The organism is Burkholderia pyrrocinia (assembly GCF_018417535.1).
Classification (GTDB): Bacteria; Pseudomonadota; Gammaproteobacteria; order Burkholderiales; family Burkholderiaceae; genus Burkholderia; species Burkholderia pyrrocinia_E.
The window spans coordinates 1,381,364-1,404,547 of record NZ_CP070977.1 but is presented as its reverse complement, the minus strand read 5'-3'; the positions used below and the strand labels follow the sequence as shown (position 1 = coordinate 1,404,547).

Genomic DNA, 23,184 nt, shown 5'->3' with positions numbered 1-23,184 from the left:
GGTTGACGACGCATAAGCGCGTGCGCAAGATGCAGTGAAGTGACCTGAATGTTCGCTTCGACCTCCTTCAACCCGCAGATCGTTTTCCCTCCCCTGAGCCGGGGCTTCCTCATGACGAGGAATCGCCCGCCTCCATGCCGCGGTAACGACGAGAAAGGCGTCACGAAGGGGGGCGGTACAGGTAACCCACTATTCGTTACCCGACGGATTCACGTCGAATCTGTCCAGTTTCGATAAATCCTGCCGCTTTTCGATGCCAGGCAAGGCCACACCGGGTTTTCTCTAGATATCTGGTTGGACACTCGTACAGATAATGGCGGCGAATTGACGGGGTGCTCGGGTGCATCGTGCGATACCGCGAAAGGTGGCGCACCTGAACCTGTCGCCCACACCCGTCGATCAGGGAATGGCAGGTAGTCCGGCAGCCGATTCCATTTCCGAGCGCCCCTTGCACGGGCAGCGTCGGGAAACGGCGAAATCCGGCTACAGGCGGACAGGGGTTACTTAGGAGCGAGGCGATGTCGACGAAGGTTGAAGTAGGGTCACCGAACCGGTGGCATGTTTTGTTCGCGAGTTTTCTCGCCTACATGTTCGATGCAATGGACTTCATGCTGCTCGCCGTCGCGATGCCGGCGATCATGGCGGATATGCACCTGTCCCTCACGATGGCCGGACTGATCGGAACGGCAACGCTGATCGGAGTCGGGTTCAGCAGCGTCCTGATCGGGTGGTACGCGGACAACCATGGACGCAAGAAGGCGCTGGTCGGAAGCCTGCTCGTCTTCGGCGTGTTCACAGCCGCCGTGGGCTTTGCGCAGGACTGGAGCCATTTGATGATCTTCCGGTTCCTGGCGGGCCTCGGTCTCGGCGGGGTATGGGGCGTCGCCGCGGCTTTCATCAGCGAGGTGTTTCCGTCGCGACAACGGGGGCGCGCCGCATCGTTCGTCATCAGTGCGTGGCCGATCGGGTTCGGGGCCGCGGCCCTGCTCGCGCGATTCGTGCTGCCGGCGTACGGCTGGCGCGTGCTGTTCTTCTGCGGAGTCGGCGCGGTAGTCGCGGCACTCTATACGCAGGTCTTCGTGCGTGAGTCGGAAGCGTGGCTCGCCGATCGTGCGTCGACGTCGGCGGCCAGGCGTTCGGTGTCCGTCTGGGAAATCTTCTCGGACGAGCTGCGCGTCACGACGATCCTGGGCACTCTTGCGGCCACTTGCGCGCTGGTCGGCTACTGGGGCGCGAATACGTGGATTCCGACTTATCTGGTCAAGGAGCACGGGCTCGACACGGCAAGCATGACGGCCTTCGTGATCCTGCTCAATGTGGGCATGTTCGCCGGACTGCACTTCTTCGGCTGGCTGGGGGACCGGATCGGGCGCGATCGGGCCGTCGTCGTGTCGTTCATCGGGGCCGCCGTGATGTTGCCGATCTATGCAGTGATGCGAAACGACACGATGTTGCTCTGGATGGGGCCGCTGACCGCGCTCTTCTTTCCGTTCGGCGGTCTCTTCGGGGCGTACTTCGGCGAGCTGTACCCGTCTCGCGTCCGAAGTCTGGGCGCCGGTTTCTGCTTCAACTTCGGACGGGGACTGTCGGCATTTGCGCCGTTCGCGCTCGGCGCGATCGCCACGAAATCCAGTCTGGCGACCGGTATTGCGCTTTGCAGCGTGGCGTTCGGCTTCGCCGCGATCTTCACGGTCATGCTGGCGCGCGCTCAACGGCGCCGTGTCTCACCGGCCCGACCGGCATCCGGCGTGCAACTCGCAAGGGAATGACGGCGGGAGAATCGAGCGAAGCGGCATGCTTGGGGGGGGGCGGGGACGCGTAAATCGGGAAAATACGCTGTGCGATAATTTAATCTGTACAGATGTCCAATTTTGTGCGGTCCATTTCCAGTCCTATGAAGAAGCCCTTCATTTCAAGCGGAGCAGCGCAGCGTAGCCGCGTCGCGACGAACCTGCCGGGTGTGGCCCGGACCCGGACACGCAAGGCCGGCGATGCGACGCGGGAGAAGATCCTGGATGCCGCGGAAGCGCTCTTTGCGGAAAACGGCTTCCACGGTACGTCGATGCGACAGGTGGCGGAGGCGTCGGATGCGCGCATTGCGCTTGTCACCTACCACTTCGGCACCAAGGATCTTCTGTTCGACAAGGTGATCGAGCGGCGTGCTTCCGTCATGGCGCACCATCGCATCCAGGCACTGGATCAGGCGAGGCTGCGTGCTTCGGATGGCCCGGTGCCGGTGAAGGATCTCGTCGAGGGCTATGTCTGGCCCTTCGTCGAGCGCAGTGTCAACGGCGGGCAGGGCTGGAAGCATTACTCGCTGGTGATCTCCCGGCTGGCCAACTCGCCGAGCGCGGCGAAGGTGATCAGCAAGCATTTCGATGCGGTCGCTCGGCACTATCTGGTGGAGTTTCGCCGGGCGATGCCGGGTGTTGCGGAAACGGACGTCTACCATGGCTTCAGTTTCATGGTCGGTGCGATGGTGGCGCTCAGCGCTGAACCGGGGCGCGTCGAGTTGCTGTCTGCGGGGCGCTTTGCATCGACGGATCTGACGCAGGCCTACCAGCGGCTCGTTCCGTTTCTGGTCAGCGGTTTTGAAGGGCTCGCCCGGTCCGTATAGTTCCTGTTGCCGGAACCCGGCGACCACGTCATGCAGGCAACCAGATCGAAATTTTTCCATCTGGCATTCATAAAAGTTCGGATAACTAAAAACAAGAAGGATGAACGTATCAACTGAAATACGCTGATCGAGCGGTGTGACGTTCGTCGATTCATCGATTGACGCACGGTTTGCTAATTTTGGATGGCTAAATATAAAGGCGAGGTATGGAGATGAAACGAGTCGTACAGGTGATGGTGGTCGCAACGTCTTGTGCATGGGCATACGGTGCATGTGCGCAAAGCAGCGTGACGCTGTATGGGGTCATCGATCCGGATGTGGTGTTTGTCAGCAACGCGCAAGTGAACAAGGCGGGCGGTGCCCTTCATGGCGCCAGCCAGGTGTCGATGCTGGATGCGTCGACGTCGGCGTATGCCGGCAGCCGGTTCGGGCTCCAGGGGAAGGAGGACCTGGGCGGCGGGACGTCGGCGATCTTTACGCTGGAGAACGGCTTCAATGCGGCGAACGGCGCACTTGGGCAAGGCGGCGCGTTGTTCGGCCGCCAGGCATTTGTCGGGCTGGCCAACGAGCACATCGGCAAAGTGACGCTTGGGCGGCAATATTCGCCGGTCGTCGATTTCCTGTCGCCGATGACGGCAATCGTGCAATGGGGCGGCTTTATCGCCGCGCATCCCGACGATATCGACAATCTTGGCATGACGGCTCGCCAGAACAACGCGGTGAAAGTGACGTCGCCCACGTGGCACGGGTGGTCGGCGAGTGCGATGTACGGCGTCGGCGGTGTCGCGGGGCATGCGTCGCAGAATCAGACCATTGCCGCCGGCCTCGGTTACACGACGGGCGCGCTGCGGATCGGCTTCGGCTACATGAGCGCGTACGACCCGAATGTCTCGATATGGGGGAGTCAGCCCAACGGTGGCGGCAGCGAGGTGAACAACATCGGCTCGCTCGGCTCGGCGACCACGCCGGAAAAGAATCCGGTGATCGCCGGCTATGCGTCCGCGCACCGGTTGCAGACGGCAGGTGCCGGCGCGAGCTATGCACTCGGTCGTGCGACGCTGGGCGCGATCTACACGAACACACGCTTCATCGGCCTCGGCTCGGCCGCCGGCCCGAACCCGCTGGGCTACGCCGGTAGCGCCACATTCAATACGATCGAGGTCAATGGCTCGTACCGGATCACGCCCGCGGTGTCGCTGGGCGCCGCGTACTCGTACACGCTGGCACACGGTCCCGAAGCCAACAATGCGCATTACAACCAGGCCAACGCCGGCATCCATTACGCGCTGTCGAAACGGACGGATGTCTACATGGTCGCGGTCTATCAACGGGCATCGGGCGTCGATTCGCTCGGGCAAGCCGCCGTGGCGTCCATCAACGGCATGACGCCGTCGGCGTCACGGCAGCAGTTCGTCGACGCGATCGGCCTGGCGCATCGATTCTGACCGCGACGCTGCATGCGCGGCCGGGGCTGCCGCGCATGCAGTGCGTGTTTGTCGTGCGCCTACGGAACCGGTTGACGACGGGCAATATGGCGGCGCCCACGGGGCGGCCGGTTGCGGTCGCTGATGCGCGGCTAGTCGTCAAGCACGGTATCCAGAAGGTCCTGCACCCGGCCCTGCAGTTTCTGCAGCACATCTTCGTGCGAGATCCGGCCGCAAAGGGCGTCGTGGATCTCGATGCCCACGACCTCCTCGATTCGGCTGTACACCGGCGTAATCGGCCGCATCGTATTGGAAATGAGGCCGTTGCGTGCCAGCTTGTCGACGAAGCTGACGATCGGCGACACGATGTTCAGTTCCGGGTCGGAGCTGACACTGAAGCGGGGTGCAACCGGCAGTTCATTGCGCGCATTCGACTTCATCGCCTGCGATGAAGTCATCCACTGGATCGCCTGGTGAGCGAGTGCCGCCCGCTCGGGCGGCAGGTTGCTCGGAACGGCGAGGAAAAAGCCGCCGATGGGCACCGATCGCCGTACGTCGTGGATATTGGGATGGGGAAGAAACGTCACCTTGCCCTTTACTTTGGACCGGATATCCAGCTCGAGGCGAGCAGCACGCATCGACCACGCGTAACACAGTGCGGCGCGCCCGGACATGAATTCGCCGAGACTGTCGTCCCAGTCGAAGGCGAGTGTATCGGGCGGGGAAACGCTCAGCAGTTGCTCCATGAATGCCAGTGTCGTGCGCGCCTCCTTGCTGTCGAGGCCGGCACGGACACCCGGGTGGCGTGCGCGCGTTCGACCGGTCGAAGCGTTGCTGGCGATGATCGAGCCGCCGTGCGCGTTCAGGAAAAACATGAAGGCGCTGGCGATCGGCATGCCGCGTGCGGCATTCCAGACGAGGCCGTACTGGTCGCGCTTGGGTTTGTGCAGGCGACGCGCCACGGCAAGGAGATTCCTGGGGGTCGTCGGATATGCCAGCGCATTGCTTTCGAAAATGTCCCGGCGTGCGAGCAGGCTTTCGACCGTGACGTAGACCGGCAATCCATAGAGGCAATCGTCGTACGTGACGCATTCCAGCGCGGCCGGATGAAAGTCGGGCAGGTTCGCGGAGGCGCCATGAACATCGATGTCCAGTGGCGAGATCAACTCCTTCTGGGCAAATTCGGCGAGCCACGGATAGTTCAACGTGATGATGTCGAACTCGGATTCGTTCCGGGCGCCGTTGGCGAGCGCCTTCTCGTACAGATCCTGCAGGTGCGCGAGTTCGAAGTCCTCGCTCCTGCCGGCGTTGGCGCGGAAGTCGATCCAGAGATTGCGCAGCGCCGAAAAATAATTGTCGTCGTGAAACAGGAACCGCAGCCGCTTTCCGTTGCCGTCTTTCGATTCGAGAAGATTGGACGGTGGCACCAGGTGCTGCAGCGATTTCCTCGGTTCACCAAAATAATATTGCTCGGAGCTCTGGCTGTCGTCACGCTGCCCCACCAGCGTGGCGACCAGGAATTTGACGTGGAGCGCGAGCGCTTCGAACCCTTGCAGCAGCTTGCTGCTGGGAAGGAGCACGCGGGATTTTCCGGTCGGCGATGCCGGCGCGATGTCGATCAACCCTTCGTCGATCAGGATGTTGATGCGCCGGTGGGCGGTTCCGTATGGAAGACCGGATGCCGCGATGAGCTGCGAAATCGATACCGCTTGCTGCAGCAGTTTCGCTCGGACCAGGTGGCTGGTCAGCGCCCAGTCCGAGTCGGGCGACATGCCGGCGATCTGTGCCGCGAACGGCGCCCGGGTGCCGTCTATGAACTCAATGATTCTCAGAAATTCGTGGTCGTTCATCGTGTTGACGTCGGTGATGTCTCCCGTCATCGGCTCGGCCGCGCGAGCCGACCGAGCGGAATATCCATTCTGGACGACCGGGCGATTGGTGTCCAGAGCGATCCCCTTTAGTCTAGGTTCCGTCGCTGGCGCGCTGATGAACGAACCGGGCGCCGGCCACTTAACCGAGGAGGAAAGCATGTATTTCGTCATCCATTGTGTTGACCGTGAAGGCGCGCTCGAGCGCCGGCTCGCGAACTACGAAGCGCACAAGGCTTATCTGGCCGGTGCGAAGGTGCGATCGATCATTTCCGGGCCGCTGGTGTCGGACGACGGAGAAACGATGATCGGCAGCTTTTTCCTGGTCGAGGCCGAAGGCAAGGAAGAGGTGATCGCATTCAACCGGAACGACCCGTTCAGCGCGGCAGAAGTCTGGGGGCCAGTCAGCATCCACCCGTTCCTGAAGCGCGTAGACATCCGGGCATGACGCACGTACGGACGTCGCTGGCGGTCAGCGCCGGGTGCGAACGCCGCCGCGAGGTCGAGATCGGAAATGAAATCATGAAAGACACCATTGCATTCATCGGGCTCGGAAAGATGGGGCTTCCGATGGCCGCGCATATCGCCCGCAACGGCCATGCGCTCACGGGATTCGATACGTCCGACGCGCGTCAGGCTGCGGCGCGAGACGCCGGGCTGACCGTGATGTCGGCGCTCGAAAGCCTCCTGGGATCGAGCCGCGTTGTCATTGCTTCGCTGCCGAACGATGCCGCGCTTCTGAGCGTGGGCGAGCAGATTGCCCGGCATGCGGCAGCCGCTTCGATCTTCATCGATACGAGCACGGTTTCGGTCGACGCATCGGCCAGGGTCGCGGAGCAACTCGCGCGTGCAGGCATCACGTATCTGCGTTGCACTGTGTCCGGAAACACCGTGATGGCGGAGGCCGCGAAACTGACCGTCATGGTCTCGGGCGACCGCGCAGCATTCGATGCATGCAGCGGGTTGTTCGACAGCTGGGGAGACAAGTGCTTCTACCTGGGCGAAGCCGAACAGGCCAAGCTGATGAAGCTGTCGATCAACCTCATGATCGCCCACACCGCGGGAATGCTGGCCGAAGCGTTGTCGCTCGGGCAAAAGGGCGGGCTCGCATGGTCGGACATGTGGCAGGTCGTCGAGGCCAGCGCGGTCGGGTCGCCCATTCTGAAGGCGAAGGCCGGCGCGCTGACGAAGCGGGACTTCACGGCGACCTTCACGGTCGAGCAGATGCGCAAGGACGTCGGGCTCATCCTCGATGCCGGGAAGTCGTTGAACGTCCCGCTGGGCCTCACGGCGCTGACGGCTCAGTTGCTGTCCAGCGCATCGGCGTGCGGCTATGCGGACGAGGACTATGCGGCCGTCATCAAGGTGGTCGAGCACGCGGCGAACGTGACCGGTAACGGTGTTGAGGTGGAAGGTGCTTGAGTACTTCGACGATTACGCGTGGAACCTGGCGCTCGGCATGGCGCTCGACATGGGCGCCAACATGGACGAGATCGATCGCGCGTCACGCACGCTGCGCGAGCGAAGCACGCAGGATGACAGCGATCCGGCGAAGGCGTTCTTTCACGCCTGGGCCGATGCCGCCGCGCAACTGGTCGAGAAGGCCGAGCTGGATCAGCGGAACGGCAACAGTCTGAGTGCGTCCGAGAAGTATCGTCGCGCCGCCATCCTGTATATCACCGTGGAGCGGATGCCGCCGCATGACTACGCGCCGCGTATCGACGCGTACGACCGGCTGTTGGCGTGTTTTTCCCGGTACGTGTCGCTTGGCGGCGTCAATTGCGAGCGCGTACTCGTGCCCTATGAGGGATCGGTTTTGCCGGCCCTGTTCGTGCGCGCACCGGGCGACGGCCCCGCGCCGTGCATGGTGCACTTCAACGGGCTGGACGGCCTGAAAGAGTTCCTGTTCCTGTCCGGCTTCCCGGCGGCGCTTGCGCGACGCGGCGTGTCGACGCTTGTCGTCGACAACCCGGGGGTCGGGGAAGCACTGAGAAAGCACGATCTGCACAATTTCGCGGAGGCGGAACGGCCGGCGGCCGCGTGCGTCGACTATCTCGAAGGCCGTGGCGATGTCGACGCGGCGAGGATAGGCATGGTCGCGCTGAGCATGGGCGGTCATCACGCGCCACGCGCGGCCGCGTTCGAGAGCCGGTTCAAGTGCTGTGTGGCGTGGGGCGCGAACCACGATTTCGCGGCGCGTTTTCGCCGGCGTGTCGACGGCGCAACCGATCCCGGGCTGGCGCCGTCCGTGCCGCATCTCGTCGAACACATCCTGTGGGTCTTCGGGGCGAAATCCATCGCGGAGGCGCTGCCGATTGCGGAGCGTTTCACGCTCGAACGCGTGCTCGATCGTATCCGTGTGCCGATCCTCATTACGCACGGCGAGCTTGATCGCCAGATCTCGGTCGAAGATGCGTATCGCACGTACGACGGATGCATCAACAGTCCGCATCGCGAGCTTCGGATCTTTACCGCGCAGGAAGGCGGGGAGCAGCACTGCAGTATCGGCAACATGAGTCTCGCGACCGACTTCATGGCGGACTGGATTGCAGATGTGCTCGTCCGACGTTCGGTGGAGCACGTGAAGGAATACGAATCGAGGCCGGTGTGCCTGTAAAAGGAGACATGATGCGAAACGTCGACGAAGACACCATTACGCAGATCGTTCTCGCGCGGCATGCCGATGCGGAGAATCCGCGTCTCAAGCAGCTCATGACGAGCGTCGTGCAGCATCTGCACGCGTTCGCGCGCGATGTCGAACTGACCGAGGAAGAGTGGTTCGAAGGGATCAGGTTTCTCACCGAAGTCGGGCATATCACCGACGACAAGCGGCAGGAATTCATTCTGCTGTCCGACACGCTGGGGTTGTCGATGCTGGTCAATGCGCTGAACAACCGCAAGCCGCACGGCTGTACCGAATCGACGGTGTTCGGGCCGTTTTTCGTGGAGAACGCGCCGGCGTACCGGAACGGCGACGACGTCGCGAACGGCGCGAAAGGCGAACCGTGTTTCGTGACGGGGCGGATCGTCGGGCCGGCAGGCGAACCGGTGCCGAATGCGCGAATCGAGGTGTGGCAGGCCGATTCGGACGGCTTCTACGACGTGCAGTACAGCGACGTCGAAGGGAGTCAGGGGCGGGGCATGTTGCGCAGCCTGGACGACGGCTCCTTCCATTTCCGCTCGATCACCGCCGAGCCTTATCCGATTCCTCACGACGGTCCGGTGGGGCGCATGCTGACGGCGCTGGGCCGGCATCCGTGGCGGCCGGCGCATCTGCATTTCCTGATCGAAGCACCGGGCTACGAGCGGCTCATTACCCATGTGTTCCGCTCCGGCGACCAGTACCTCGATTCCGATGCGGTGTTCGGCGTCAGGTCGTCGCTGATCACGGACTGGGTGCAGCACGCGCCCGGTAAAGCGCCGGACGGCAGTCTCGTCGATACGCCGTTCAGCACGCTCGATTTCAGTTTCGTGCTCCATCGCAGCGAACCTGATGCGGCCGCACCGAATCGGGCTGCCAGCAGCGATACGAACCATTAGAGGCAGGGTCACATGATCAAACACATCGTGATGTGGAATGTAAGGTGCGAGACGCCGGAACAACGCACGCAGGCAATCGACCGGTTGAAAGCCGCATTCGAAAGCCTGGTCGGAAGAATCCCGGGGTTGCTGCATCTGGAGATCGGCGTCGATTCGAGTCGTGTCGATTACGCGTGCGATGTCGTGCTGTACTCGGAATTCGATTCTCACGAATCTCTGGCGCAGTACGCCGTGCATGCGGAACATGTGCGCGTGAAGAACGAGCTCGGCGACCTGCGTATTGCACGGCATCAGGTGGACTATCGCGTCGTGCCTGCCGGGCGTCCCGGCGACGGTGCGCATGTGTCGGGCCATTGAGGAGGACGGATCATGGTGAATGCCTTCACCTATCAGATGCTGCCGGCGCGCGTCGTGTTCGGGCAAGGCACCCGGACGATGCTGGCTGCGGAAGCGGACCGCCTCGGCTTGAGGCGCTTGCTCGTGCTGTCGACGCCCGAGCAGGCTGCGCTGGCCGACGACGTGCGTCGCTTGCTGGGTTCGAAAGCGATCGGTACGTTCAATGGCGCGACCATGCACACGCCGGTGGATGTCACGGAGCGTGCGCTCGACGTGGTGAACGCGCACGACGCCGACGGGATCGTTGCGGTCGGCGGTGGCTCCACCACGGGCCTTGGCAAGGCCATTGCGCTCAGGACCGATCTGCCGCAGATGGTACTGCCGACGACCTACGCGGGTTCCGAGATGACGCCGATTCTCGGAGAGACCCGGGACGGGCGCAAGGTGACGCAGCGCGGCCCGAAGATTCAGCCCGAAGTCGTCATTTACGACGTCGACCTGACGCTGTCGCTTCCGCCGGCCATTTCCGCGTTGTCGGCATTCAATGCGATTGCGCATGCGGCCGAAGCGCTCTATGCGCCGGACGGCAACCCGATCGTCGCGTTGATGGCGGAAGAGGGCGTGCGGGCGATCGCCGACGCATTGCCGCGCGTCATGCGCGCGCCGGGCGATGTCGACGCGCGAGCTGCGCTGCTCTATGGCGCGTGGTTATGCGCGTGCTGCCTGGGCGCGACGACGATGGGTTTGCATCACAAGTTGTGCCACACGCTCGGCGGCCTGTTCGATCTGCCGCATGCCCAGACGCACGCAATCGTGCTGCCTTATGCGCTTGCGTACAACGCATCGCGGATTCCGGACGCGCTTGAACGTCTTGCTCGCGCGATGAAGGTGTCGAACGCCATCGAAGCGATATTCCGGCTGGAGCGCGATTGTGCGATTCCGCTTGCCCTGCGCGACATCGGCATGCCCGAGCGTGGCATCGCCGCCGCGGTGGAACAGGCAGTCGCGAATCCGTACGCCAACCCCAGGACGGTCGATGCGGATTCGCTGAGCGAGTTGCTGACGCATGCGTGGCACGGGCGGGGCATGTGACGGGAAGGTGCTGCCAGCCGGTGCATGGTGCCCCGGCTGGCAGCGTGTCGCGACTCGGCGAAGCGCGCCGTGCGCGGCGGGCCGCCCCCGCCGCCGACAGTCACGCCTGTCGACGGCGGGCACGCAACGTTGCCGTCAATCACCGGTTTCGGCGATATAGGCGGTAATCCAGTTCGAAAACTCGCATGCGAGATGCCATGCGTGTTCGGTCGTCGTCCAGAACGGCAGCGTGCTGGGAAAGTAGATCGCGAGTTTGCAGTGAAATCCCTGGTCGAGATCGCGGAACTGATGCATGACGCCGCCGACGGTGGCGCCCTGGCCATTCACGGCCATGCCGGCCAGTCGAATGGGGTAGGCGGGGTCGATATCGGACTGCGGAAGCGTGTTCGAACCATCGTAGTCGATCGTGAAGTGGGTGACGATGAGCGCCCCGCCGGTTTCTTCGATGACATCCTGGCCTTCGGGTTGCAAAGGCGCGAAGAAGTAGTGATCGGGACAGGCGACCAGCAGCGATCTTTCGTCGAAGTCGAAAATCGACTTCTTCAAAAACCAGTTCGTGAATCCTTCCGCGGTCCCCCGGTTGCTGGTCACTTCGGTCCTGCACGGCGCGTAATGGCCGAAGCTGGTGCTGGCCGCCACCGTCGTCAGCGGATCGGAAACCAGCAAATCCGCGGCGACCAGCGACTTCATCGCAGCGTCGCCTGCGCGGATCTTGGCATCCGCAAGGGCATTGCGCTCCTGGTCGATATTGGCGATGGAAACAGGCGGCCGGACGATGAGTGCCGCGAGATCCGACACGAGATAGGCGGGCAGGTTGTTCGTCATCTTGTTGGCGACAACCTGCACGCGACGGGCTTCCCATTGGAGCACCTGGTCCCGGCTGACCGTCGCGCCGTTCAGATAGGACGTCAGTGTCAGTTGAGGTTTGGCGAGCGGTTGTGCGCTCCGGTTGCCGGCGAGGGCCGACGCGCCGGCGGCGGCGCCCGAGCCGGATTCGCCGCCACAGCCCGGCAGGATGAATGGCAGCAGGGTCGACGCACCGAGTGCGGCGGTCGTTTGCAGGAAATTCCGGCGACGCATTGTCATGTCTGGCTCCAGCAGCGGGTCGGTTGAGGATTTAGATCAAAATCTAGATCATGATCTAATATAAGATGCGGCCCCAACGTGGTCAATTCAGGGTTAGCCATTAGAGATGAATCGGTCAGATCAAAGCGAGCGGGTCCGGCGACAGGTGATCGATACGGCGAAGCGCCTGTTTTTCGAAACCGGATACGACCAGACCACGTTGCGACAGATTTCAACGGCCGCCGGTGTTTCTCACGGCAGCATTTACCATCACTTCGCCGACAAGGAAGGCATCTTCCTTGCCCTCGTCACGGAAGCATTCGACGAGATTCAGCACCTCACCGATCGCGAATTTTCCGATGCCCGGGATCCTTATCTGCGACTCAGCCTGAAGTGGGCGATGTTGATCGTGGCCGCCTCAATGGATAGGCGCGTGGCGGAATTGCTGGACATTGCGTATGCATCGAAGAAGATCTCGGCGGAGATCGTTGCGTCGTCCACCCTGCGGCATCGCAGTTGGCTCGGCGAGCTGCTGCCGGACTGGACCGAGAGCGACTTCTATGCGGCGACGCTCGTGCTGAAGGGCGCGATGGCCGCCGTTGTCGAGGACAAGTTGTCGAGGGATCGCCTGAGCGTGGAGGAACGGATACGCTCGGTGCTGCGTGCGGCATTGTTCGGCTTTGGGGCCGACGCGAATCGCATCGTCGGGATCGTCGACAACGTGCTCGATAGCATGAAGCGTATCGATCCGTTCGAGTTGTACAAGATTCAGTAAGAACAACAACGGGCTGCCGCAGCGCAACCCGGCAGGACTCGAATCATGACGGCCTGGCCTTGTGCCAGGCCGTTTTGCGTTGGGGGCGCGTGCGTGGCACCGGCACGACGTGTTTCATGCCCGAGATGTCCATTCTGGACGAGTCTGCGATTGGTGCCGGGAACCCCGGTCGTTACCCTGATTGCACGTGTGAGGTTGCGTTTCGAGGCGGTGCGCTCCGCGCCGCGACTCACCGCACATGCATGAGGAGACCATGGAGTTCGATTTCTTGATCGTAGGTGGCGGCACCGCCGGCGCGGTGATGGCAGCGCGTCTTTCCGCCAACCCGGATTGTCGCGTGCTGCTCGTCGAGGCGGGCGCGGATATCCCGCCCGGCAGCGAGCCGGCGGATATCCAGGACGCATTTCCGGCCGCAACCCTTAACGCGAATTACTTCTGGCGCGGCCTGACCGCGACAGCGACGGACGGCGGCCAGCCGGCGCCCTATCCGCAGGCAAAGGTGATGGGAGGCGGCTCGAGCATCAACGGCATGTTCGCGCTTCGTGGCATGCCGTCGGACTACGGACGGTGGGCCGAGGCCGGAGCCGGTCGTTTTTCATGGGATGCGGTGCTGCCGTATTTTCGCAAGGTCGAGGACGATCGCGATCGTCCGGGTGATGCGCGTGGTGCGCACGCCATCGCGAGGATGCCGAAGGCGCAATGGCCGACCTTCGTGCGCGCGATGGAGCAGGCCGCGCAGCGCTTCGGATTCCCGATCGTGCCGGACATCAACGACACGCCCGGTGACGGGTTCTTCCCGATGCCGCTCGCGATCGATTCGGACACGCGCGTGACCAGCACGGGCTGCTATCTGACGCAGGAAGTCAGGGCGCGCGCGAATCTCGAGATCCTGCCGGACACGCAGGTCACCCGATTGCGGATGACAGGCAATGTCGTGCAGGGCGCCGAGGCCGTGCGGGACGGCACGATCGTGCAATTGAGTGCGCGCAACGTCGTCGTGTCGGCAGGCGGCATCTTTTCCCCCGCCCTGTTGCTGCGGTCGGGAATCGGCCCGGCCGCGGCATTGTCGTCGCTGGGCATCCGGGTCGTGGTCGATCGACCGGGCGTGGGCCGGAACCTGCAAAATCATCCGTACATGTTCTTTGCGCTCACGCTTCCTCGCGGCAAGCGCATCGCGGCGGACCTCAGACGGTTCGCCGTGGCGGGGCTGCGCGCGTCGTCGGCGGCGCCGGGCTGTCCGGGGAGCGACCTGTTTTCATTCGTGATCGGTCGCGTCAGCGGCGCATCTTTCGGGCCCGATTTCGCATTGGTCGGAAGCGCGCTGTATGCGCCGAAGTCGCGCGGCTCGGTGACACTCGGCAGTGCCGATCCGCACGTGCATCCGGTCGTCAACTTCCGGTTCATGTCGGACCCGGCCGATCCTCCGCGGATGATCAAGGCGGCGCGGCTCACCGAGCGGTTGTTGCGCGAACCGGGTGTCGCGGCTCAGTATCACGAGGCTTTTCTGTTGCCCGGCGCGCTTGCCGTGACGCAATTCAACCGCACCGGGTTGACCGGGAAAGTGCTGGCGATAGCGGCCGAGGCGGCGGCCAACGCCCCGGGTTTGGTGCGTCGTGCGATATTCGGCCGCGCGTTTCGAAGCGGCCCACCCGTCGCGTACCGTGGCGGCGGTCGCGAGATTGCCGACGACGACATCCTGTCGTCGATCAGCCCGATGGGGCACCCGGTCGGCACCTGTGCGATGGGTAGCGCAGACGATCCGATGGCCGTGGTCGATGACGACTTCCGTGTACGCGGCGCCCGGAACCTCTTTGTGGTCGATGCGTCGGTGATGCCGCTCATTCCAAGCGCGAACACGAATCTGCCCACGCTGATGCTCGCCGAAATGGCTGCGGATCGAATCGGCGCCCGCGATCGCCGCACGCGGGCGCTCGCAAGTGCCGACGCGTCGGAGGGCTGAGCGCACCTTTGACGCGGCAACCGTCGGTCCGGCTGCGGGCACAGGCGGGAATTGCTCGGGGCGGCCGAAGGAGGCGACACCGAATGGCTGGCGTACCGTTCGGGAGAGCGTTGCCGAAACGTAGCGCCGCTCCCCGATCTTCTTTCTCCGGCGGCGTTCGCGGCGTGATCCCGACAAGACCATTCGAATCCGGACCATGCGTACCGGCTACGTCACGCTGACCGGAATCTCGATCAGGCTCGGCTGTCCCGATGAGATCCCGCACTCGACGGCGGCCGCGATGTCCGCTGCACGCTCCACGCGACGGGCCGCTTGGTTTATGGGCATGTTGGGGGCTTACGAGCAAACAATAAATCAATGGCGTAGTATTTTTGGAAATCAATTTCCATCGTATGACTAACGTAAATAGGTATGATCCCATTCGGGAGCGATATTATAGTCCTCTGGAGCGAGCGGAGTTTTGGGGGGCGATATTTATTGTGGCGACCGGAATTTCGGTTTTTCTCGTCACGGTAAGTCGAGAGAGCAGTGTGAAGCTATACAATTTTCTTCGGATGGCACTGGTAGTTCTGGCATTTGTCAGTTTTGCAATTGGTGTGGTTGCAAGGCTTTATTTGTTCCCCGGGCGACACAGGCGCGAGCAGCAGATCAGCTTTCGAATAGCTTCGGGGTGCCGCTGGCCCAGCATATAACCAAGGGGTACTGCAATAATCCTCTTCCTAATGGGCATGGTAGGTTGGCGGCAACCACGCTTGAGAATTGCTTCTTTAGTATGGAAATTGCTAAGGAGATGTGTCTGTGGACGCCGATCCAGGCTTTGCTGGCAATTATAATTTTTATTATAAGCTCCGTGAGGAAGATCTGGCTTTTTCGGCGATTGCAGCGGCTCACAATCTTGGGTGAGCAGATTGTCATTCGTTGTATTCGGCTTGAGTATTTTGGATCTCGATGCGAATCGGTCTATGAGCGGCTTTATTCTCTATTTTTGAATAAGTCTGAGGGGGTAATCTTCAATGCGTTCGCGGTGGAGCAATTCAACGTGTACGAGTCGACCAAGGCTGTTGCGGCGATTACTCTTTCTAGTCGAATATTCAAAAAGAAGAACAATGATTTGACGAATGAATGGGATGAGAGGCGGCGGACTCTGAATATCTAATGTTTCTAGGTGCATCGCCGTGTATAAGAAGGACGAACCGTGCAATGATCGAAGTGACACCGGACGCAGCACCAGAGCGAAGATGTGCAACGTGCGTCAGATACGTGCATTTCAATACTTCCGTTGGCGGGATGGGTCATCTCCGAGCAGGCTTCACTCGAGAGCGACGTCGCCTCCAGTGGTGCGGGTAATGCTCGCGACCCGAGAGGCAAGATTGCGCCTTCCTAGCGCATGAAGTTCCGTAGCTAGAGGGTTTAAAAAGCGCTATCTCTGGGCGACGAACAGAGCAGCTGATGTATCGAGCACTTCCGCCGGTGAGGCGGCGCCAAGCAGTTAAGGAATCGACCACGCATCGGTGGATGGTCTTCATATCGAGGTTTGTCAGATGTCAGTGCTGAGCTTTTTGAATGACACCGCCAGCAAGGCCGTGCTTTCGCCGAGAGAGCAGTCGTCAATTTCTACCTCTATTTCTGCTCTGAAATCCAGGCTGGCCACTCATTTTGAGGGCGATGTAATCAAGCAATATTTTTGCTTCGGCTCTTCGACGCGAGGGACAATCTTGCCGCGGTCGATGGATAGAAAATCAGACATTAACTACATGGTTGTCTTCGGTGATGGCGGATTTCTTCCGCAGACTTATCTGAGCCGTCTGAAAATTTTCGTCGAAGAAAATTACCGTGCCTCTGAAATTTTCCAGTCTTCTCCTACGATTGTTCTCGAGCTCAACCATATCAAGTTCGATCTGGTGCCTGCGACACTGAGCTGGCTCGGCCGACTGCGTATCCCGCATGGGCCCGGTCACTGGCAGAGTACCTATCCCAACGACTTCAATCGGACTCTTGAGACTCGGAACAAGCGTCATTGTTCGTTGATCAAGCCTACAATCCGATTGTTCAAGTATTGAAATGCCACTAATGGGTATACTTTCCAATCGTTTGCTATGGAGAAATGGGGGTGTCAGCAGGGTTTCTGGTGGAGAGCTGGCCTAAAGGATTACTTCTTTGCCGTCATTGACAGTCTGAGCACAAGTTCGTCACACCCGAAATGGGTTAATGACGAAATCAAGCGTGCGAAGAAGATCGTTGCTAACACGAGGTATTACGAGCTGGGCGCAATGGGGCAGGAAGCCGAGACCGAGATCAGGAGGCTCTTTCGGCTATAGACGCTTCCGTGAGTGAGGCGGGCATTGGGTGGGATTCTTGCGCGAGGTAAGCGCATCTGTGCAGGCTCGACAGGGCAGTGCGTTCCGCCGGCGAGGCTTTGGGGCCGGCAGGCGGTTTGCCTTCCAGCGCAACCAGCAGACCTCGTACACCCTTCTGTTCCGACGGTTCGTAGGTCGGCCGATCGAGGAGCCGCGTCCGGGTTTGCATGTTTAGTGGGCCAGGGTCACTATCCCCCCGGCTCTGATGTCGAGACGTCGATCGCGGCAGCCTGCATGGCGTGTTCCCTCATTTCCGTGCCCCCGTTATGCTCAACTCGCTCAGCAGATCGATCCAGACCCGTCAGTTGTTCCAGTCGTGCCCCCAGCAGGCGCCATGCGGCGCGCTTCTCGACCGTATATGGATACCACTGATAGATGCGTTTCATGCGGTTCTGCTCGCGGTGGTTCATACACTTGTCGATCACGGTGGGCAATACTCCCATCGACTGCATCAAGGTGGCGGCTGTTCGGCGTAGGTCGTGCGGAGTCCATTTCTCGTCGCCGAGAACGAGGGAGTTCGTTTTAGCGGTTCGGTTCGTATGTGCGCCACGCTCGTAGAAGACTAACTGACGGTCGGCGACCTGCTTGGTGATTGGAGTTGCCCCTGTAATACCGGACACCGCGTCACACTAAGGTTGCTGAATCCATCGAGCGCCGGAACTCGCGAGGCGAGTGGTATTTCAGCGCGCTATGGGGATGTTTCTCGTTGTAATGCTCGAACGCGATGGCCAAGTTGCGTGCAGCAGTCGCTGCGTCCGGCTTCGGCATGAAGGCGACGTAGTCGCGTTTCATCGTCTTCACGAAGCTCTCGGCCATCCCGTTACTTTGTGGGCTGCACACCGGCGTGGTCAATGGCTTCAGGCCGATGGCCGCTGCGAACCGACGCGTGTCGTCGGCCGTGTAGCCCGAACCGTTGTCGCTCAGCCACTCGATTTCGGACGGGGTATGCAGTTCGTTGCCAAACCGATTTTCCACTGCAGCCAGCATCACGTCGCGCACGATGTCACCGCTGTGGCCTGCCGTCGTGGCCGCCCAGCTCATCGCCTCGCGGTCGCAGCAGTCCAGCGCAAACGTCACGCGCAGCGGCTCGCCGTTGTCACAGCGAAACTCGAATCCATCGGAGCACCATCGCTGATTGCTGCGCGCTACGGCCACCTTGCCGTCGTGTCGACGTTGGGGGCGAGGCGGAATCGGTCGACGCTGCATCAGCAACCCATGTGTGCGCATGACGCGATAGATGCGCTTGGCATTGAACGGCACCAGCCCAACCGCGACGCGCTCGTTGCGCAATATGCCCCAAACCCGGCGATAGCCATAGCTGGGCAAATCGCCGATGACCCGGCGGATTTCCTCGACCGCGACCGCGTCGTCAGTCTGCCTCGATTGACGGCCATCGCGCCACGTCGCCGGACGCGACAGTCGTGCCGATACGTTCGAGCGCGACACGCCGAGAACTTCACAAACCAGTTTCACTGGTCGTCCTCCGGCAGCGAGGGCGAGTGCGCTATCCATTTTTTTGCCCGGCCGTACTCGACTGCTTCGCGGAGAATCTCGTTCTCCATGGTCTTCTTGCCGAGCATCCGTTGCAGCTCACGAATCTGCTTGAGCGCGTCGGCCAGTTCCGAGGCCGGAACTACTTCCTCGCCAGCCTTGACCGCTGACAGGCTCCCATCCTGGTACAACTTGCGCCAGTGGAACAGTTGGTTCGGATTCACGCCGTGCTGGCGCGCGACCATCGAAACCGATTTCCCCGGCTCCAAACTCTCGCGAACCATCGCCAGCTTCTGCTCCGCCGTCCAGCGCCGCCGGCGCTCCGGGCCCGTCAACACTTCCATCACTTCCTGCCTGGTGTTAGTCAAAAACACAGTCTTATGCCTACCCGTTATTGTAAGTGGGTGACTGTGTCCGGCGTTTCAGGGGGCTGCTCCAGTGATACTTTTAAGGTCAATGTGCGTTTCCGGTTTGTCCTTGTGCCGGCGGGCGGGTAGCAGCCATTCCTTACTGTTGGACAGCTGGAGCAGTGCGCTCATGTGCGTTGTGGCGTAGTCAGACAGAAATATAATGTGTGCATCCCCGTTCTTCGCGTTTTCAACCGGGACGCGCCACGTCCGAAGTTCAAGATTGATGTCGCGCTTGCGTGCCTTAATGACCTCGCCCACGCGTGCGTTGGTCGCCAAGATCAGCATCAATACGTGCTTTGTCATCTCCGGCAAGTTCGCGGACTCCAGTGCTTTGGGAAAGGCGCCGATCTCGTGATCGGAAAGGGTTCGTTCTCGTTCTCGTTCGGTGTCTGTCCCGCCGACATCCTTCTTTGAGACCATCATCAGATGATTGGCGGAAACGTACTCCCGCGCCTGACACCATTTGATGAATTGTTTGAGATCTGTGAGAGTCCGGTTGGCGAGCCGGTTCGCGCCTCGCGCGACAATCGCGTCCAGCGTGGACATGATGTCAGAGCGGCGTACGTCTTCCATCGCGATGTCACCGATTACTGGAAGGACATCCTTTTTGAATGCTCGACGGACTTCTTGTCCGTTGTCTGTCCGCTTCTGCAGGGCGGAGTCGGCCCACTCGTTGAATCGCTGTTTGAACGTCTTACGTGCGAGCTTGTCCTCGAGGGTGCGGACTTCTGCACTCGTGTCGACTAGCTTCCTCAGCCTATCGATGCGTCTCTGTTCCAGCGGGTCTTCCCCGGAACTAATGTGTGCACGCGCACGGTCGCGGGCATCTCTGATTTGGCGCAGGCTCGCCTTCGGAAACGTACCGAGACGGATCTCACGAACCCCGCCGTTTGCTCGATAGCGCAATGAAAATTGAACCGATATGCCCTTCACGCCGGCACGGACCACACCAAAGACACCGTGGCCATCGGACAGACGACGGCCGTTATCAGCCGGGATTAGCCCTTGCAATTCCCTCGTGGTGAGCGTGCTCATTGCAACCTCCGGGGCAAATTGCCCCCACATTTGCCCCCACAGATCCGGAAGCATGGGTCGTATTGTAATGGAATTGCTAGGGCAAGTGTTTGCATAAATAACTATTATAATCAATGAATTGCGTAATTTTATCGGACGCCGAGGGAACTCGGTGGAAGCGACAAAAAAGTGCATGGGGTGCAGGTGGTCGGAGGTTCAAATCCTCTCGCCCCGACCAGACAAGAACCCGCGTCGGCTTAGGCTGGCGCGGTTTTTTTCTTGCCGGTCGCTTTTTTGCACATCGCGGCGCGGCCCCGGTAAAATGCAAGGTTGATCCACGGAAAGCGCCGTGATTTAGCGGAAGAGGATTCCCCGAACATGACTGATCTTCGTCTTACCATGCGGTTCGCTGCAGTGCTCGCCACCGGCGCGCTCGTCGCCGGTTGTGGCACGTCGTCGCCCACGAAAGTGGACTACAAGAGCGATTCGAAATCGAAGGAAGCGTCGCTCGCAGTGCCGCCCAACATGCTCGACGAGACGGCCGATCAGCGTTCGCTGCCGCCCCAGGGCGGTGCGACTTCCTTGTCTGCACTTCAGCAGGTCCAGCAGGCGGCGCCTGCGCTGGACACCGTCGCTCCAGCCGTGGCCGGCATGCGTATCCAGCGCGACGGCACCGAAAGCTGGCTCGTGATCGACGGCAAGCAGCCGGCCGACATCTGGCCGCAGGTGCGCCGTTTCTGGCAGGAGCAGGGCTTCCTGCTCGTCGTCGACCAGCGCGACAAGGGCGTGATGGAAACCGACTGGAACGAAACCCATCCGCAGATCAACGACGGCCTGATCCGCAGTGTGATCTCGAAGGCGATGGGCAATTCGTACGTAACGGCCGAGCGCAACAAGTACCGCACGCGTCTCGATTCGGCGCCGAACGGCGGCACTTATGTGTTCGTCAGCCAGAAGGGGATGCGCGAGGCGATCACCGGCTCGAACAACGATTCGAGCAAGTGGGAGCCGAAGCCGAACGATCCGGCGCTCGAGACCGAATACCTGAAGCGGTTGATGGCCGTGCTCGCGCAGAACGAGCAGCGCGCGAAGAACGGCGAGCCGCCGATCGCGAACATCAAGGACAACGCGGTGCCGAAGGACAAGAAGGCCGACGCCGACGCATCGTCGAAGGCTGCCGCCGCGATCGCCGCGCAGAACGTCTCGCGCACGTCGGCGCAAGGCAATGATGCGGCCGATGCGGCGGTGCCGTCCGAAGTCACGCTCGGTGAGCCGTACGACCGGTCGTGGCTGCACGTCGGTCTCGCGCTCGATCGTGCGAACTTCACGGTCGACGATCGCGATCGCACGAAGGGCCTGTATTTCGTGCGCTACGTCGACCCGAAGGATCTGAGCTCGGCCGAGCAGGGCTTCTGGAGCCAGCTGTTCCACGGCAAGAAGGAAAAGCAGGCGAAGCAGTACCGTGTCAACGTGAAGGCGGTCACGTCGGACCAGACGCGCGTCGCGGTCGTCGACGATGCGGGCACGATCGACACGTCGTCGGCGGCTCGCCAGATCATGGGGTTGCTCGTGAATCAGCTCCGCTGATCCCGGCGTTTCTCCGCACCAGTGAAAAGCCCGCCATTCGGCGGGCTTTTTTCGTGGTCGCTCGCCGGCGCGCATGTGCGAGAGGTTCGGTCCCTCCTCGTGACGTTACGTAACATCCGTGCGTTACGGCGGCAGAGCACGTGTCACATTGTTGCGGACGAAAAAATTGTCCTTATAAATCAATGAAGTAATCGGAATTCCGTGCCTGGCACGCAACCTGCTTTGTATATTGGAATCGTTTGAACAGGGAGGATGGCGTCAGATACCGGGTGTGCGCGGCGAGCGCGTGATCAACGGTATCGACGTCTTCAAATGCCGGCGCGACAAGCGCCGGCGCAACTGATGACGATCCGCGCCAGCGTGCGGATCTCGATGGCCCCGTCGCCTATCCTCGTAGGGCGACGGTTTCGCCCGCGCTTCTTTGAAGCGCGGGCAATTTTTTTGGGGCCGTCGTGCAGTGTCGCATCGGCGCGGTCGATGCGCGATGCGTGATTCGCGTATTCTCGGACTTTTCTGGATGAAGGAGTCGGGAATGGCGGAAATTGCAGTCGTGGCGCTGATCGTAGCGAAGCCGGGCGCCGAGGAAAAGCTGCGCCCCATGCTTGAAGGGATCGTCGAGCCGACCCGCAACGAAGCCGGTGCATTGCAGTACGACCTGCACCGGGATCTGAAGGAGCCCGCGCGGTTCGTATTCGTCGAGCGCTGGGAGAGCGAGGAGGCGCTGGCCGCCCATGCGCGTTCCGCGCACATTCTCGCTTATCGCGAAGTGGCCGCGGACTGGATTGAAAGTTCCGAAATCCGCGTGCTGTCGAAGCTCGTCTGAGCCGGGCGGGGCGACCGGACTTGTCCGGTCGCAGCGGCGCGTCAGTGCGACGTGCTGGGTACGTCGAGGATCAGGATGATCGTCCAGTCGGCGTCGCCGTCGTGATGATACTGGCGCTCGGCGACAATGAACGGTTGCTGCTTGCCTTGCGGGCCCAGGAAAAGCACGTCGCCCTCCATCGGCAGGCACTCGATCGGCGGCAGCGCGAGAAACGCGTCGGCCGAGCCGCGGGGCATCAGTTGCTTGATCTGGCGAGTGGCGGCTTCGGTCCACTCGATGTCGAGTTGAATGTTGCTCATGCTGTCCTCCGCACCGGGGTGCGCACGGGTGGAAAATTTCGGTGCGCGACTTTAGCACAGCGCGCGGGCGCCGCAACCAAAAAAGCCGAACCCGGTTGCCCGGATTCGGCTTTTCACTTGTGCGGTGCGGCCGAACTTACTGGCTGGCAGCGTCTGCGGCCTTGGCAGCCTTCTTGCCGGCCTTCTTCGCAGCAGTCTTGTGGTGAGCAGCCTTCTTGCCGTGGTGATGCTCTTCCTGCATCGCCGGCTGTGCGGCTTCGGCCGCTTGCTGCTGCTGCAGCGCCTGTGCGCGCTGCTCGATCTCGGAGATCTTGGCCGGATCGGTGATGGTCTTGATTTCCGTGCTCTCTTGCGCATACGCTGCGCCAGTCAGCGCCGACATCGCTACCAGGATAGCCAGGGACGTCTTCTTCATTGCTTTACCTCCGCTAAGTGGTGATGAACCCGAATGTTGCCGTTTTGTCTGGCGACTGCAAACGAGTGCGTGTCGAGTGTAACAAAAGTGACGGATCAATGTGCACCGGAT

The 23,184-nt window shown here is 61.4% G+C and carries 21 protein-coding genes; 14 read left to right on the top strand and 7 right to left on the bottom strand.

Features of this window, described 5'->3' with window-relative positions; all coding sequences use genetic code 11:
• The first annotated feature begins 518 nt into the window (after positions 1-518).
• From JYG32_RS06595 to JYG32_RS06585, 3 genes are all read left to right on the top strand, one after another.
• A complete protein-coding gene (locus JYG32_RS06595; RefSeq protein WP_213265046.1) occupies positions 519-1,769 on the top strand; it encodes an MFS transporter in 1,251 nt (416 codons plus the stop codon).
• A gap of 125 nt (positions 1,770-1,894) precedes the next feature.
• On the top strand, positions 1,895-2,617 hold the full coding sequence (locus JYG32_RS06590) for a TetR/AcrR family transcriptional regulator (RefSeq protein ID WP_213265045.1): 723 nt from the start codon (positions 1,895-1,897) through the stop codon (positions 2,615-2,617).
• Between the two features lie 212 nt (positions 2,618-2,829).
• Positions 2,830-4,062, top strand: a complete 1,233-nt coding sequence (locus JYG32_RS06585; RefSeq protein ID WP_213265044.1) for a porin — start codon at positions 2,830-2,832, stop codon at positions 4,060-4,062.
• 131 nt (positions 4,063-4,193) lie between these two features.
• Here JYG32_RS06585 and JYG32_RS06580 read toward each other — a convergent pair whose 3' ends face one another.
• Positions 4,194-5,921, bottom strand: a complete 1,728-nt coding sequence (locus tag JYG32_RS06580) for an extracellular solute-binding protein (protein WP_213265043.1) — start codon at positions 5,919-5,921, stop codon at positions 4,194-4,196.
• A gap of 106 nt (positions 5,922-6,027) precedes the next feature.
• Between JYG32_RS06580 and JYG32_RS06575 the strand changes: the two genes are divergently transcribed.
• The 6 genes from JYG32_RS06575 to JYG32_RS06550 are packed head-to-tail and all read left to right on the top strand — an operon-like array spanning position 6,028 to position 10,877.
• Positions 6,028-6,357, top strand: coding sequence for a YciI family protein (locus JYG32_RS06575; RefSeq protein WP_349631812.1), 330 nt, complete (start codon positions 6,028-6,030; stop codon positions 6,355-6,357).
• Positions 6,354-7,331 (top strand): NAD(P)-dependent oxidoreductase, encoded by a 978-nt coding sequence (locus JYG32_RS06570; RefSeq protein WP_249744603.1) that lies wholly within the window; start codon positions 6,354-6,356, stop codon positions 7,329-7,331. The genes JYG32_RS06575 and JYG32_RS06570 overlap by 4 nt, the downstream gene beginning before the upstream one ends.
• A complete protein-coding gene (locus tag JYG32_RS06565) occupies positions 7,324-8,526 on the top strand; it encodes an alpha/beta hydrolase family protein (RefSeq protein WP_213265042.1) in 1,203 nt (400 codons plus the stop codon). The genes JYG32_RS06570 and JYG32_RS06565 overlap by 8 nt, the downstream gene beginning before the upstream one ends.
• An 11-nt stretch (positions 8,527-8,537) precedes the next feature.
• On the top strand, positions 8,538-9,449 hold the full coding sequence (locus tag JYG32_RS06560; protein ID WP_213265041.1) for an intradiol ring-cleavage dioxygenase: 912 nt from the start codon (positions 8,538-8,540) through the stop codon (positions 9,447-9,449).
• Positions 9,450-9,461: 12 nt separating this feature from the next.
• Positions 9,462-9,806 carry a Dabb family protein gene (locus tag JYG32_RS06555; RefSeq protein WP_213265040.1) on the top strand — a complete coding sequence of 115 codons (345 nt, stop codon included), beginning with the start codon at positions 9,462-9,464 and terminating at the stop codon, positions 9,804-9,806.
• Positions 9,807-9,818: 12 nt separating this feature from the next.
• Positions 9,819-10,877, top strand: coding sequence for a maleylacetate reductase (locus JYG32_RS06550; RefSeq protein WP_213265039.1), 1,059 nt, complete (start codon positions 9,819-9,821; stop codon positions 10,875-10,877).
• 135 nt (positions 10,878-11,012) lie between these two features.
• Here the strand turns inward: JYG32_RS06550 and JYG32_RS06545 are convergent, their stop codons facing one another.
• Entirely contained in the window at positions 11,013-11,963 is a 951-nt protein-coding gene (locus JYG32_RS06545; RefSeq protein ID WP_213265038.1) for a hypothetical protein, read from the bottom strand.
• Positions 11,964-12,108: 145 nt separating this feature from the next.
• On the opposite strand from JYG32_RS06545, the gene JYG32_RS06540 reads away from it, so the two are divergent.
• The 3 genes from JYG32_RS06540 (at position 12,109) to JYG32_RS06530 (ending at position 16,737) form a co-directional block, all read left to right on the top strand.
• The gene (locus tag JYG32_RS06540; RefSeq protein ID WP_213265037.1) at positions 12,109-12,717 is read left to right on the top strand and encodes a TetR/AcrR family transcriptional regulator; all 609 of its coding nucleotides are present in this window, start codon (positions 12,109-12,111) and stop codon (positions 12,715-12,717) included.
• A gap of 238 nt (positions 12,718-12,955) precedes the next feature.
• Positions 12,956-14,677: a GMC family oxidoreductase gene (locus JYG32_RS39685; RefSeq protein ID WP_433960843.1), complete on the top strand. Its 1,722-nt coding sequence runs from the start codon at positions 12,956-12,958 to the stop codon at positions 14,675-14,677.
• Positions 14,678-16,218: 1,541 nt separating this feature from the next.
• Complete coding sequence (locus JYG32_RS06530) at positions 16,219-16,737, top strand: SMODS domain-containing nucleotidyltransferase (protein WP_249744602.1); 519 nt, start codon at positions 16,219-16,221, stop codon at positions 16,735-16,737.
• Between the two features lie 485 nt (positions 16,738-17,222).
• On the opposite strand, the gene JYG32_RS38865 is transcribed toward JYG32_RS06530, so the two are convergent.
• From JYG32_RS38865 to JYG32_RS06515, 3 genes are all read right to left on the bottom strand, one after another.
• The gene (locus JYG32_RS38865; RefSeq protein WP_249744601.1) at positions 17,223-17,420 is read right to left on the bottom strand and encodes a hypothetical protein; all 198 of its coding nucleotides are present in this window, start codon (positions 17,418-17,420) and stop codon (positions 17,223-17,225) included.
• Between the two features lie 238 nt (positions 17,421-17,658).
• Positions 17,659-18,869, bottom strand: a protein-coding gene (locus JYG32_RS06520) for an IS3 family transposase (protein WP_213264349.1) whose coding sequence is annotated in 2 segments (ribosomal slippage) — positions 17,659-18,554 and positions 18,554-18,869 — 1,212 coding nt in all. Because the reading frame shifts where the segments join, the coding sequence is not laid out codon by codon here.
• 78 nt (positions 18,870-18,947) lie between these two features.
• Positions 18,948-19,970, bottom strand: coding sequence for a tyrosine-type recombinase/integrase (locus JYG32_RS06515; RefSeq protein ID WP_213265034.1), 1,023 nt, complete (start codon positions 19,968-19,970; stop codon positions 18,948-18,950).
• 357 nt (positions 19,971-20,327) lie between these two features.
• Between JYG32_RS06515 and bamC the strand changes: the two genes are divergently transcribed.
• Both bamC and JYG32_RS06505 read left to right on the top strand, forming a co-directional pair.
• Positions 20,328-21,536: an outer membrane protein assembly factor BamC gene (bamC, locus tag JYG32_RS06510; RefSeq protein ID WP_213265033.1), complete on the top strand. Its 1,209-nt coding sequence runs from the start codon at positions 20,328-20,330 to the stop codon at positions 21,534-21,536.
• A 532-nt stretch (positions 21,537-22,068) separates the two neighbouring features.
• Positions 22,069-22,359, top strand: a complete 291-nt coding sequence (locus tag JYG32_RS06505) for a putative quinol monooxygenase (RefSeq protein ID WP_213265387.1) — start codon at positions 22,069-22,071, stop codon at positions 22,357-22,359.
• A gap of 41 nt (positions 22,360-22,400) precedes the next feature.
• On the opposite strand, the gene JYG32_RS06500 is transcribed toward JYG32_RS06505, so the two are convergent.
• Both JYG32_RS06500 and JYG32_RS06495 read right to left on the bottom strand, forming a co-directional pair.
• Complete coding sequence (locus tag JYG32_RS06500; protein ID WP_011351788.1) at positions 22,401-22,658, bottom strand: hypothetical protein; 258 nt, start codon at positions 22,656-22,658, stop codon at positions 22,401-22,403.
• A 136-nt stretch (positions 22,659-22,794) separates the two neighbouring features.
• On the bottom strand, positions 22,795-23,073 hold the full coding sequence (locus JYG32_RS06495; RefSeq protein ID WP_213265032.1) for a hypothetical protein: 279 nt from the start codon (positions 23,071-23,073) through the stop codon (positions 22,795-22,797).
• Positions 23,074-23,184 lie beyond the last annotated feature (111 nt).

Coding starts and splice junctions, on each gene's coding strand:
- JYG32_RS06555 (WP_213265040.1), top strand. CDS start 9,462: ATGATCAAACACATCGTGATGTGGAATGTAAGGTGCGAGACGCCGGAA.
- JYG32_RS06515 (WP_213265034.1), bottom strand. CDS start 19,970: ATGAGCACGCTCACCACGAGGGAATTGCAAGGGCTAATCCCGGCTGAT.
- JYG32_RS06495 (WP_213265032.1), bottom strand. CDS start 23,073: ATGAAGAAGACGTCCCTGGCTATCCTGGTAGCGATGTCGGCGCTGACT.
- JYG32_RS06595 (WP_213265046.1), top strand. CDS start 519: ATGTCGACGAAGGTTGAAGTAGGGTCACCGAACCGGTGGCATGTTTTG.
- JYG32_RS38865 (WP_249744601.1), bottom strand. CDS start 17,420: ATGAAACGCATCTATCAGTGGTATCCATATACGGTCGAGAAGCGCGCC.
- JYG32_RS06545 (WP_213265038.1), bottom strand. CDS start 11,963: ATGACAATGCGTCGCCGGAATTTCCTGCAAACGACCGCCGCACTCGGT.
- JYG32_RS06550 (WP_213265039.1), top strand. CDS start 9,819: ATGGTGAATGCCTTCACCTATCAGATGCTGCCGGCGCGCGTCGTGTTC.
- JYG32_RS06500 (WP_011351788.1), bottom strand. CDS start 22,658: ATGAGCAACATTCAACTCGACATCGAGTGGACCGAAGCCGCCACTCGC.
- JYG32_RS06590 (WP_213265045.1), top strand. CDS start 1,895: ATGAAGAAGCCCTTCATTTCAAGCGGAGCAGCGCAGCGTAGCCGCGTC.
- JYG32_RS06530 (WP_249744602.1), top strand. CDS start 16,219: ATGTCAGTGCTGAGCTTTTTGAATGACACCGCCAGCAAGGCCGTGCTT.
- JYG32_RS06575 (WP_349631812.1), top strand. CDS start 6,028: ATGAACGAACCGGGCGCCGGCCACTTAACCGAGGAGGAAAGCATGTAT.
- JYG32_RS06570 (WP_249744603.1), top strand. CDS start 6,354: ATGACGCACGTACGGACGTCGCTGGCGGTCAGCGCCGGGTGCGAACGC.
- bamC (WP_213265033.1), top strand. CDS start 20,328: ATGACTGATCTTCGTCTTACCATGCGGTTCGCTGCAGTGCTCGCCACC.
- JYG32_RS06560 (WP_213265041.1), top strand. CDS start 8,538: ATGCGAAACGTCGACGAAGACACCATTACGCAGATCGTTCTCGCGCGG.
- JYG32_RS06580 (WP_213265043.1), bottom strand. CDS start 5,921: ATGACGGGAGACATCACCGACGTCAACACGATGAACGACCACGAATTT.
- JYG32_RS06505 (WP_213265387.1), top strand. CDS start 22,069: ATGGCGGAAATTGCAGTCGTGGCGCTGATCGTAGCGAAGCCGGGCGCC.
- JYG32_RS39685 (WP_433960843.1), top strand. CDS start 12,956: ATGCATGAGGAGACCATGGAGTTCGATTTCTTGATCGTAGGTGGCGGC.
- JYG32_RS06585 (WP_213265044.1), top strand. CDS start 2,830: ATGAAACGAGTCGTACAGGTGATGGTGGTCGCAACGTCTTGTGCATGG.